This window comes from Streptomyces sp. NPDC004542 (assembly GCF_040610035.1).
In the GTDB taxonomy this organism is placed as follows: Bacteria; Actinomycetota; Actinomycetes; order Streptomycetales; family Streptomycetaceae; genus Streptomyces.
Genome location: NZ_JBEXLP010000011.1, coordinates 127,401 through 138,021, shown reverse-complemented (window position 1 = coordinate 138,021; position 10,621 = coordinate 127,401). Strand labels below are relative to the sequence as shown.

8 protein-coding genes are annotated in these 10,621 nt (G+C 71.1%); 5 read left to right on the top strand and 3 right to left on the bottom strand.

Annotation, left to right across the window (positions count from 1 at the left end):
- Window positions 1-410 precede the first annotated feature (410 nt).
- A complete protein-coding gene (locus ABZX30_RS09795) occupies window positions 411-860 on the top strand; it encodes a PTS glucose transporter subunit IIA (protein ID WP_355931055.1) in 450 nt (149 codons plus the stop codon).
- An 80-nt stretch (window positions 861-940) separates the two neighbouring features.
- Window positions 941-2,611 carry a phosphoenolpyruvate--protein phosphotransferase gene (gene ptsP / locus ABZX30_RS09790; protein ID WP_355931054.1) on the top strand — a complete coding sequence of 557 codons (1,671 nt, stop codon included), beginning with the start codon at window positions 941-943 and terminating at the stop codon, window positions 2,609-2,611.
- 70 nt (window positions 2,612-2,681) lie between these two features.
- Here ptsP and ABZX30_RS09785 read toward each other — a convergent pair whose 3' ends face one another.
- Both ABZX30_RS09785 and ABZX30_RS09780 read right to left on the bottom strand, forming a co-directional pair.
- Window positions 2,682-3,578 carry a hypothetical protein gene (locus ABZX30_RS09785; RefSeq protein WP_355931053.1) on the bottom strand — a complete coding sequence of 299 codons (897 nt, stop codon included), beginning with the start codon at window positions 3,576-3,578 and terminating at the stop codon, window positions 2,682-2,684.
- 101 nt (window positions 3,579-3,679) lie between these two features.
- The gene (locus ABZX30_RS09780) at window positions 3,680-5,647 is read right to left on the bottom strand and encodes an acetoacetate--CoA ligase (RefSeq protein WP_355931051.1); all 1,968 of its coding nucleotides are present in this window, start codon (window positions 5,645-5,647) and stop codon (window positions 3,680-3,682) included.
- 211 nt (window positions 5,648-5,858) lie between these two features.
- Between ABZX30_RS09780 and ABZX30_RS09775 the strand changes: the two genes are divergently transcribed.
- Window positions 5,859-8,219: a glycoside hydrolase family 31 protein gene (locus ABZX30_RS09775; protein ID WP_355931048.1), complete on the top strand. Its 2,361-nt coding sequence runs from the start codon at window positions 5,859-5,861 to the stop codon at window positions 8,217-8,219.
- A gap of 7 nt (window positions 8,220-8,226) precedes the next feature.
- Here the strand turns inward: ABZX30_RS09775 and ABZX30_RS09770 are convergent, their stop codons facing one another.
- Window positions 8,227-8,763, bottom strand: a complete 537-nt coding sequence (locus ABZX30_RS09770) for an NUDIX domain-containing protein (RefSeq protein WP_355931046.1) — start codon at window positions 8,761-8,763, stop codon at window positions 8,227-8,229.
- 238 nt (window positions 8,764-9,001) lie between these two features.
- On the opposite strand from ABZX30_RS09770, the gene ABZX30_RS09765 reads away from it, so the two are divergent.
- Both ABZX30_RS09765 and ABZX30_RS09760 read left to right on the top strand, forming a co-directional pair.
- Complete coding sequence (locus ABZX30_RS09765; RefSeq protein ID WP_355931044.1) at window positions 9,002-9,433, top strand: zinc ribbon domain-containing protein; 432 nt, start codon at window positions 9,002-9,004, stop codon at window positions 9,431-9,433.
- The gene (locus ABZX30_RS09760; protein WP_355931041.1) at window positions 9,430-10,620 is read left to right on the top strand and encodes a lipid-transfer protein; all 1,191 of its coding nucleotides are present in this window, start codon (window positions 9,430-9,432) and stop codon (window positions 10,618-10,620) included. Before ABZX30_RS09765 ends, ABZX30_RS09760 begins: the two co-directional genes overlap by 4 nt.
- Window position 10,621 lies beyond the last annotated feature (1 nt).

Below are 10,621 nucleotides of genomic sequence, written 5' to 3'. Positions count from 1 at the left end.
TTTGGCACGCTGTTGAGTTCTCAAGGAACGGTCGCTTCCTTTGTACTCACCCGAGAGACTCTCTCGCGGCTTTCCTCCGGGCGCTTCCCTTCGGTGTTTCCAACTCTATCAGTCTTTTTCCGTCTCCCTGACCGCCTACCTGCAGACATGCAGGAGCGACCCGGAGATAGGATCTGACAAGTTGGTTGCTGCCGAGCCAGGACGCTTGATCGCGTCGCCCGGCGTCGAGCAGGGTTACGACTGTACACGGGGCCTGGAAGAGGGTGCAAATCTCTGGGGCTTGTGGTCTAGACCTCTAGCCAGTAACTTCCATACGGAACCGTCACTTCCCATGACATACGCTGCTGCCAGTGCGTCGTCCGGGACAGGCAGTGACGGCCCATTTGATCTCCACCCCTGGGAGGCTTCCCATGACCACCGTGACGTCCCCTCTCGCCGGACGTGCCATCGGACTGGCGGCTGTGCCGGACCCGGTCTTCTCCGGGGCGATGGTCGGCCCGGGTACCGCCATCGATCCCGTGCGCGAGCCTTCCGAGGCCGTTTCGCCCGTCGACGGCGTCATCGTCTCTCTCCACCCGCACGCGTTCGTGGTCGTCGACGACCAGGGGCACGGTGTCCTCATCCACCTCGGCATCGACACGGTGCAGCTCAATGGCGAAGGCTTCGAGTTGCTCGTCAACAAGGGCGACAAGGTGGGCCGTGGGCAGGCCGTCGTGCGCTGGAACCCGGCTGCCGTCGAGGCCGCCGGCAAGTCCGCCGTGTGCCCCGTCGTGGCACTCGAGGCCACGGCCGAGTCCCTCTCCGACCTCCGTGACGACGGTGATGTGAAGGCCGGGGACAGTCTCTTCCTCTGGCAGTGACGTCCATGCCGTCCTGGAGACGGTGAAACAGAACAACCACTGCGGCGGAGAGACCCGCCGCACCAACGGAGACGGGTGAGATGGAGACAAAGCTGCGAGGCGTCGGCGTGAGCCACGGTGTGGCGATCGGCGAGGTTCGGCACATGGGAACGGCGGTGCTGGAACCGCCCGCCAAGCAGATCCCGGCGGAGGAAGCGGAGCGCGAACAGGGGCGTGCCCGGCAGGCCGTGGATGCTGTGGCCGCCGATTTGATGGCGCGCGGCAATCTGGCGGGTGGCGAGGCCCAGGCGGTGCTCGAGGCGCAGGCCATGATGGCCCAGGACCCCGAGCTCATGGCGGACGTGGAACGGCGCATCGCCGTCGGGAGCACAGCCGAGCGTGCCGTCTACGACGCGTTCGCCGCCTATCGCGAACTGCTGGCCGGCGCCGGTGAGTACCTCGCCGGGCGCGTGGCCGACCTCGACGACGTGCGCAACCGTATAGTCGCCCGGCTGCTGGGCGTGCCCATGCCGGGTGTCCCGGACAGTGACGAGCCGTATGTGCTGGTCGCCCGTGATCTGGCGCCTGCCGACACCGCACTGCTGGACCCGACGCTGGTGCTCGGCTTCGTCACCGAGGAGGGCGGTCCGACCAGCCACAGTGCGATCCTGGCGCGGGCGCTCGGGGTTCCGGCCGTGGTGGCGCTGCCGGGTGCCGGTGAGCTCGCCGAAGGCACGCTGATCGCGGTCGACGGCAGCACCGGGGACATCTTCGTGAACCCGAGCGAGAAGAAGAGGGCGCAGTTGGAAGCCTCGGCCGCGGAGCGCAAGGCCGCGCTGGCGGCTTCCACCGGGCCGGGCGCCACCGCTGACGGGCACAAGGTTCCTCTGCTGGCCAATGTCGGCGGCCCGGCCGACGTTCCGGCCGCCGTGGCGGCGGGGGCGGAGGGTGTCGGTCTGTTCCGTACCGAGTTCCTCTTCCTGGACGACAGCAAGAACGCTCCCTCCGAGCAGAAGCAGATCGAGGCCTACCGGCAGGTCCTGGAGGCGTTCCCCGAGGGCCGTGTCGTGGTCCGTGTCCTGGACGCGGGGGCCGACAAGCCGCTGGACTTCCTGACGCCGGCGGACGAGCCCAACCCGGCGCTGGGCGTGCGGGGCCTGCGGACGCTGCTGGACCATCCGGAGATCCTGCGCACGCAGCTGACGGCGCTGGCGAAGGCGGCCGAGGGCCTGCCGGTCTACCTCGAGGTCATGGCCCCGATGGTGGCCGACCGTGCGGATGCCAAGGCGTTCGCGGACGCGTGCCGGGAGGCCGGGCTGCGGGCGAAGTTCGGCGCGATGGTGGAGATCCCGTCGGCCGCCCTGCGGGCTCGCTCGGTCCTTCAGGAGGTCGAGTTCCTGTCCCTGGGTACCAATGACCTCGCGCAATACACCTTCGCCGCTGACCGTCAGGTGGGGGCGGTGTCCCACCTGCAGGATCCCTGGCAGCCCGCTCTGCTCGACCTGGTCGCGCTGTCCGCGGAGGCGGCCAGGGCCGAGGGCAAGAGCTGTGGCGTCTGCGGCGAGGCGGCGTCGGACCCGCTGCTGGCCTGTGTGCTGACGGGTCTGGGTGTCACCTCCCTGTCCATGGGGGCGGCGTCGATTCCCTATGTACGGGCGACGCTGGCCAAGTACACGCTGGCGCAGTGCGAACGTGCGGCGGCTGCCGCACGCGCGGCGGACAGCGCCGCGGAGGCGCGCAGTGCCGCCCAGGCGGTGCTGTCCGGCGAGTAGACCGGAGCCCGGCACGTCTCCGGCTGTCCTGAGGGGCGCTCCGCCTGCGGGTGGAGCGCCCCCGGTGCGTTCAGTGGCGCTGCTCCGTCGCCGTTCCCTCCTCTCCCAGGTCGGGGGCCTCGCAGTAGTCGACGCCGGATTCCGGGGAGATGAGGTCGCCGGTCTCGATGTCGGTGCAGTAGGCGTCGAAGACCTCTCCCGCGGTCAGCGGCTGCAGGCCGTCTCCGCACAGGCGCCAGCCGTGGATGCGGTCGGTCCCGCCCGGGGTGCCGGCGCGCATGACGAGCCCGCCGGGACTGCGGGTGGCGATGCCGACGGCGAGGACGGTGGTGAATTCGAGGAGCTCGGCCTCGTCCAGGTGGATGCTGCCGTCGCTGTCGTCGTCGGCGTGGAGGACGCAGACGAGTGCTTCGGGTGTTCCCGAGACGCTGCAGACGAGATGCCGGTCGCCTGGCGGGGCGGTGTCGAGGATGCGGGCGAGCAGGTGGGAGGCGTGCGCGAAGGCGGCGCGGCCGATGTCCTCACCGCAGGTGGGACAGGGTCCCAGGCCGGCCAGCAAGGTGGCCGCGTAGTCCCGTGTGGCCTGTCGGACGGCCTCGTCGATGAGATCGGGTACGAGGTCGGTGAGTGCCTGGCCGTCATAGGGGACGGTGGGGCCCGTGGCCGCGAGTTCGGCGGTGAAGCGGGTGCGGCTCGACGGGTGGTCCGGGTCGAGGCCGGTCTCCGCGCAGTATTCGGCGTATTCCTCGGGGTCGAAGAGGGCGACCGTGGTGTGGCTGCCCTGCGAGGCGCGGGTCCTGAGGAGGGCTTCCACCTGTTCCAGGTAGGTGGTGTGGTCCTCGAAGGTGAAGCTGCGGTAGCGCCGCATGGCGCGGAAGTCGTGCTCGTCGGTGAGCAGGCCGATGATGCCGGCGATCTCGCGCCGCAGGACGCGTCGCAGGGTCTGGTGGTCGGTGGTGTGCGCCATGATGTCCCCCTGTGCGCAGTGGATCAATGCTCACTCACCGTAACCGGTGGCACTGACAATCCGGCTGCGCACGAGGGGCGGCGGGGGACCCTCGCCGGGTGTCAGGCCCGTTTGCGAGCCAGTTCCTCGTAGAAGCCGAGGAGGGCGAGGTCGTCGATGGAGCCCGGGTTGACGGCCTTGTCCAGGGGGGTGCCCTGCAGGAGGCGCTTGACCGGGACCTCGATGCGCTTTCCGGTGAGCGTGTGCGGTACGCCGGGCACCTCGATGATCTCGTCGGGGACGTGGCGCGGCGAGAGCTGTTCGCGGATGGCCTGCTTGATGCGGTTGAGGAGGGCCTCGTCGAGGACCGCTCCGGGCGCCAGATGCACGAACAGGGGCATCCAGTAGCCGCCGTCCGGCTGCTCGACGCCGATGACCAGGGATTCCTTGATCTCCGGGAGGCGTTCGACGACCTCGTAGATGTCGGCCGAGCCCATGCGGACGCCCTGCCGGTTGAGGGTGGAGTCGGAGCGGCCGTGGACGACGACGGAGCCCCGCGAGGTGACGGTGATCCAGTCGCCGTGGCGCCACACGCCGGGGTAGGTGTCGAAGTAGCTGCCGCGGTAGCGGCTGCCGTCGGGGTCGTTCCAGAAGCGGATCGGCATCGACGGCATGGGGTTGGTGACCACGAGTTCGCCCACCTCGTCGACGAGGGGCTTTCCGGCCGGGTCCCAGGCCTGCAGATCGGTGCCCAGGCCGGGTGCCTGGAGTTCGCCGGTGTACACGGGCAGGGTGGGTACGGCACCGGCGAAGCAGGAGCACACGTCCGTGCCGCCGCTGACCGAGGCGATCCACAGGTCGTCGCGGACCTCGTCGTGCAGCCAGCGGAAACCGTCGGGGGGCAGGGGCGAGCCGGTGGTGGCCACGCACTGGACCCGGGAGAGGTCGAAGTCGCGGGACGGGTGGACGCCCGCCTTGCGGCAGGCCATGACGTACGCGGCGGAGGTGCCGTACAGGGTCGCGCCGGTACGTTCGGCGACCCGCCACTGGGCGCCCGTGTCCGGATAGCCGGGGCTGCCGTCGTACAGGACGACGGTCGTGCCGGTGAGGAGGCCGGAGACGAGGAAGTTCCACATCATCCAGCCGGTCGAGGTGTACCAGAAGAAGCGGTCCTCAGGGCCGAGGTCGCAGTGCAGGCCCAGCTGCTTGAGGTGCTCGACCAGGATGCCGCCCTGGGACTGGACGATGGCCTTGGGCAGGCCGGTCGTGCCGGAGGAGTAGAGGACCCAGAGGGGGTGGTCGAACGGGACCTGCTCGAAGACGGGTTCCACGTCGGCCGAGGTCAGGGCCGACCACTCCACGGCTCCCTCGGGCGCTTCGGTGCCGAGCAGCGGGATGTGGACGACGGCGCGCAGGGTGGGCAGCTCGCGCCGCAGCTCGGCGACGATCTCCCGCCGGTCGTGCTCCTTACCGCCGTATCGGTAGCCGTCGACGGTGAACAGGACGACGGGTTCCACCTGCTGGAAGCGGTCGAGGACGCTGCGGGCGCCGAAGTCGGGCGCGCAGGAGGTCCACACCGCGCCCACGGCGGCCGTGGCGAGCAGGGCGACGACGGCCTGCGTGATGTTCGGGAGGTAGCCACTGACCCGGTCTCCGGGGCGAACGCCGAGGGCGCGCAGCTCGTCGGCCAGGGAGCCGACCTGGCGGCGCAGCTCGGACCAGGTCACCGGGCGGGGTTCGTGGGTTTCGTCGACGTACAGGAGCGCTGGTCGGTCCGGGCGGTCCGCGGCGGCGCGCAGGGCGTGTTCGGCGTAGTTCAGTGTCGCCCCGGGGAACCATCGCGCGCCGGGCATCGAGCGGTCGCCGAGCACGCGCGCGCAGGGCGTGGAGAACCGTACGTCGAACCACTCGGTGACGGCTTTCCAGAAGGTCTCGAGGTGGTCGACGGACCAGCGGTGCAGTGCGGGGTAGCCGCCCTCGGCCGGGGCGCCGTGCTGCTCGGCCGCCCAGGCCTGGAACTGGGTGATCCGGGCTCGGGCGATCCGTTCCGGATCCGGCTGCCAGAGCGGCTGGGGGTTCGCGGTCGACATGGGGCGGCTCCCGGACTGTGCGCTTCGTGGGCGTCGGTCGCGCACGGGCTGGGTGTGCGCGTACGCGGCTGACACGGACGATGCCATGTGATCGACTTCCGCACCAGGGTGTGCCCCACACAGTCCGTGTCGTGAAGATGTGCTCCCAGCACGGGTGAACGGCAGTTGAACGACACACGCGCGTGGGGCGGTCAATGGCAGGCTGAGCAGCATGGACGGTCGTGACCTGGTGCGTTCGGTGAAGGTGGTGAGCTCGACGGGGGCGGCGCAGGGGCTGCGTACCGTACGGGCGGCGTGGCGCAGGAGGCGTTCCGACGCCGTCGGGCTGCCGTCACGGGGGGCCGAGCGTGCGCGGGTGCCCGGCCCGGTGCGGGGTGCGGAGCCCGGGCCCGGTGGTGGTGTCATCCGCTTCAACCGGTCCGAGCTGCGGATCACGGTGGCGGTGAACGGTGCTGTCTTCTGGGGCTGGGACGGGGCTGGGCCCGAGCCGTCGTACGCGCTCGCGGCGCGCTGTCCGGATCCGGATCCCCGTGCCGTGCTGGAACCGGACAAGGACGGGGGCTGGCGGGTCGTGGCGGAGCGCGTGACGGTCTCCGTGTCCCGGCACGGCGCGGTCGAGGTGTGCACGCCCGGTGGTGTGATGCTGCGCCGGGATCTGCCGCCACGGTGGTGGGAGCCGGTGGGCGGGGGCACGGCACGCTGGATGCAGCGGTCGGAGGTGGCGGCCGACGCGCGCTTCTTCGGGCTCGGGGGCCGGGCGTCCGGGCCGCGGCTGCGGGACGGGACGTACCGGCTGTGGAACACCGATCCCGGCCGCGCCTTCGCCCCGGGTGACGATCCGCTGTACCTCACCATGCCGGTTCAGCTCGTGGTGTCGGACGCGGCCACGCATCTGGTCTTCCACGACACGTCGTGGGACGGGACGGTGACGCTGCGCGAGGGTGAGGAGGGGGCCGGTTCCGGTCACGATCGCGCGGGCAGGTGCGAGCTGCGGATGGACGGTGGCCCGTTGCGCTGCTGGGTGATGGCGGGCACCCCGGCGCGCGTACTGCACACCTGGGCCTCGCTGACCGGCGCACCCGCGTTGCCGCCGGCGTGGGCGCTGGGGCACCATCACGCCCGCTGGGGGTTCGGCAGTGAGCAGGAGGTGCGCCGGATCGTCGCGGGTTACCAGGAACGTGGTCTGCCGCTGGACGCCGTCCATCTGGACATCGATCATTACGACGCGCACCAGGTGTTCACCGTCGACCAGGAGCGCTTCCCGAAGCTGCCGGTGCTCGCGGAGGAACTGCGCCGGGACGGGATCCGGCTGGTGTCGATCGTCGATCCGGCGGTGAAGGCGGCGGCGGGCAATGCCGTGTACGACAGTGGGGCGGCCGTGGACGCCTTCGTGCGGGATGCGTCGGGGCGGGCGGTGCGGGGCGTGGTGTGGGCCGGGGACTCGGTCTATCCGGACTTCACGCACACGCGGGTGCGGAAGTGGTGGGGCGGGCTGTACGAGGAGCGGCTCGCGCAGGGATTCGCCGGGTTTTGGCACGACATGAACGAACCGACGTCCTTCAACGCCTTCGGCGAGTCCACCCTGCCGCGTTCGGCCCGGCACTCCCTGGAGGGGCGTGGTGGGGATCACCAGGAGGCGCACAACGTGTACGCGCTGTGCATGGCCAGGGCGGGTTACGAGGGTCTGCGCGAACTGACGCCCCGGCAGCGGCCGTTCATTTTCTCCCGCTCCGGGTGGGCCGGTGTCCAGCGCTACGGCGGTACGTGGTCCGGTGACGTCGCCACGGGCTGGCCGGGGTTGCGTGCCTCGTTGTCACTGGTCCTGGGGCTCGGCCTGTGCGGGGTGCCGTATTCGGGACCCGATGTGGGCGGGTTCGACGGGAGTCCCTCACCCGAGTTGTATCTGAGGTGGTTCCAGCTGGGTGCGTATCTTCCGCTGTTCCGCACGCACGCGAGTCCGCGCGCGGGGCGCAGGGAACCGTGGGAGTTCGGTGCCGAGGTGCTGGAGCACGCACGCGGGGCGCTTCTGGAGCGCCGGCGTCTGCTGCCGTACTTCATGACGCTGGCGCATCTGGCCCGGCGTACCGGCGCGCCCTATGTGCGGCCCTTGTGGTGGACTGCGCCGGAGGACCGGGTCTTGCGCGACTGTGAGGACGCCTTCCTGCTGGGCGACTGTCTCCTCGTCGCGCCGGTGCTGGAGCAGGGTGCGGAGCGGCGTGCGGTGCAGTTGCCGGCGGGACGCTGGTACGACACGGCGACGGAGCAGGTGTACGAGGGTCCGGCGCGGGTGACGGTCGACGCGCCCCGGTCACGGATCCCGGTGCTCGCGCGCGCGGGGGCGGTCCTTCCCGTGCGGGGTGACGACGGCGGGCTGGAGCTCGAGGTGTGGGCGCCCGGTCGGGGCCGCACCGGGTCCGGGCTGGTCGTGCCGGACGCGGGCGACGGGTGGGACGAGCCGGAGATCGAGCAGTACGTCGCCCGTTGGGAGGGCCGGCGGCTGGTGGTCGTGCGGGAGGGGCAGGACGGCGCCGACGAGCCGCCCTGCCCGGTGCGCGTACGCGGGCTCGGGTGAGGCCGGCTCAGATGTAGCGGCCGTCGAACCACGCCCGTGCGGCCACGGTGTGCAGCGGGAAGGCGAGTTCCTCCGGCCTGCGCAGCAGGTGCCAGCCCTCCGTCTCGTCCGTCGCGGCGGGCTGCGGCAGTCCGTCGGCGGGGCGTTCCGGCAGGAGGCCGAAGAGCAGCAGGTGTCCGTCGGGCGAGCTCATGGCGTCGATCAGGCGGACGTCGCGGGCGGCCGCGTCGATCCCCGTCTCCTCCTTGAGTTCGCGGACGACGGCGTTGCGCCAGTCCTCGCAGTCGTCGATGTAGCCGCCCGGCAGCGCCGTGCCTCCGCGCGCGGGTGCGACGGTTCGGGTGACGACGACCAGGGCGGTGCCCTGTGTGTCATACACGGGCTGGAGGGCGACCGCGACCGGCAGTGGATTGCGGTAGGCGACGTTCCCGCAGGACGGACAGGTGCGGGGCCAGCCGGAGACTCCCTCTCCGTAGGGCGCTCCGCAGCTCGAACAATGCGAGTTCGGTACGGAGTTGACGGTTGAGTGCTGAATTTCGGACACGCGCGGACTGTATCCGATCACAGGAGGGGCGTCTTCCGGAAGCCGGCGGCATGCTCGGCGCAAAACAGGTGGAAGGGGGCCGGAACCACCCCCGTCGGCCCCGGCCTCCCTTCCCGATACCACGACGCCGAAAGGGGCTGTGCGGTTCTGCGTACGGCCTGCCCATTTCGGCTCGCCCGTGGCACACTCCTGACGTTCCGTCAGATCGGATCGGGGAGGGGCTTTGTCGCGGACCAGGATGCCTGCGGTCGTCGGCTGGTTCACCGGGGAGGGAGACGGCTTCCGGCTCCTCGGCACGCGATGCTCCGCCTGTGCGTCGGTCTTCTTCCCCCGCGAGGACACTCACTGCCGCAACCCCCGGTGTCCCGGCGGCGACCTCGAGGAGATCACGCTGTCGCGGCGGGGACGGATCTGGTCGTACACCGACGGCCGGTACCGCCCGCCGTCACCCTATGTGAGCGATCCGGAACTTCCGTGGGAGCCGTACACGTTGATCGCGGTGGAGCTGGAGTCCGAGCGGATCGTGGTGCTGGGACAGGCCGTCCCCGGGATCACCGTCTCCGATCTGACGGTGGGCATGGAGGTGGAGGTCGTGCCCGGAGTGCTGTTCGAGGACGCGGAGACGACCTGGACGACGTGGCGCTGGAGGCCGACGGAGGTGACGGCGTGACAGCGGACGTGGCGGTGCTCGGCGTGGGCATGCACCCCTGGGGCAAGTGGGGCCGCGGCTTCGTCGAGTACGGGGCGGCCGCGGCCCGTGCGGCGCTCGCGGACGCGGGCCTCGACTGGCGCGACATCCGCTCCGTCGTGGGCGCCGACACGGTACGCGGGGGGTATCCGGGGTATGTCGCGGGCGCTTCGTTCGCCAAGGCGCTGGGCTGGCAGGGGGCCCGGGTGACCAGCGTGTACGCAGCGTGTGCCTCCGGGGCTCAGGCGGTCGCCACGGCGCGGGCCCAGATCCTCGCGGGGCTCGCCGACCCGGTGCTCGTGGTGGGCGCCGACGCGGCCCCCAAGGGTTTCTTCCGGCCCGGTGGTGGAGACCGGCCCGACGATCCGGACTGGCTGCGGTTCCGCCTGCTCGGGGCGACGAACCCGGCGTACTTCGGGCTGTACGCGCGCCGGCGGATGGCGGTGCACGGCGACACCCCGGAGGACTTCGCACTGGTCAAGGTGAAGAACGCGGCGCTGGGCGCGCTGAACCCCTACGCGCGTTACCGCAAGCGGGTCACCGCCGAGGAGGTGGCCGGCTCCGCGGTGGTCGCCGATCCGCTCAGGCTGCTCGACATCTGCGCCACCTCCGACGGCGGCGCGGCGCTGGTGCTGTCCAGCACGGACTTCGCGCGCCGGCACGGCGTGGCCGCGCCGGTGCGGATCCGGGCGGTGTCCACGGTGACGCCGCGCTATCCGAACACCGTGCTGGACCTGCCGGACATCGCCACGGACTCCGCGGCCGCGGTCGATCCCCCGGACGTGACGTTCCGGGCGTCGATCATCCGCGCGGCGTACGAGGAGGCGGGCATCGGTCCGGAGGACCTGTCCCTGGCCGAGGTGTACGACCTGTCCACCGCCCTGGAGCTGCAGTGGTACGAGGATCTGGGGCTGTGCGGTGAGGGGGAGGGCGCGAAGCTGCTGCGGGAGGGCGCGACGGCCCTGGGCGGCCGGATCCCGGTGAACGCCAGTGGCGGGCTCGCCTCCTTCGGGGAGGCCGTGCCGGCCCAGGCGATCGCCCAGGTCTGCGAACTGGCCTGGCAGTTACGGGGTACGGCCGGAGACCGGCAGGTCACCGGGGCACGCGTGGGGATCACGGCGAACCAGGGACTGTTCGGTCATGGTTCGTCGGTCGTCGCACTGCGGTGAG

What these genes read in the sequence shown, in the direction of transcription:
- ABZX30_RS09795 (WP_355931055.1), top strand. Translation starts at nt 411, where the DNA reads ATGACCACCGTGACGTCCCCTCTCGCCGGACGTGCCATCGGACTGGCG.
- ptsP (WP_355931054.1), top strand. Translation starts at nt 941, where the DNA reads ATGGAGACAAAGCTGCGAGGCGTCGGCGTGAGCCACGGTGTGGCGATC.
- ABZX30_RS09785 (WP_355931053.1), bottom strand. Translation starts at nt 3,578, where the DNA reads ATGGCGCACACCACCGACCACCAGACCCTGCGACGCGTCCTGCGGCGC.
- ABZX30_RS09780 (WP_355931051.1), bottom strand. Translation starts at nt 5,647, where the DNA reads ATGTCGACCGCGAACCCCCAGCCGCTCTGGCAGCCGGATCCGGAACGG.
- ABZX30_RS09775 (WP_355931048.1), top strand. Translation starts at nt 5,859, where the DNA reads ATGGACGGTCGTGACCTGGTGCGTTCGGTGAAGGTGGTGAGCTCGACG.
- ABZX30_RS09765 (WP_355931044.1), top strand. Translation starts at nt 9,002, where the DNA reads ATGCCTGCGGTCGTCGGCTGGTTCACCGGGGAGGGAGACGGCTTCCGG.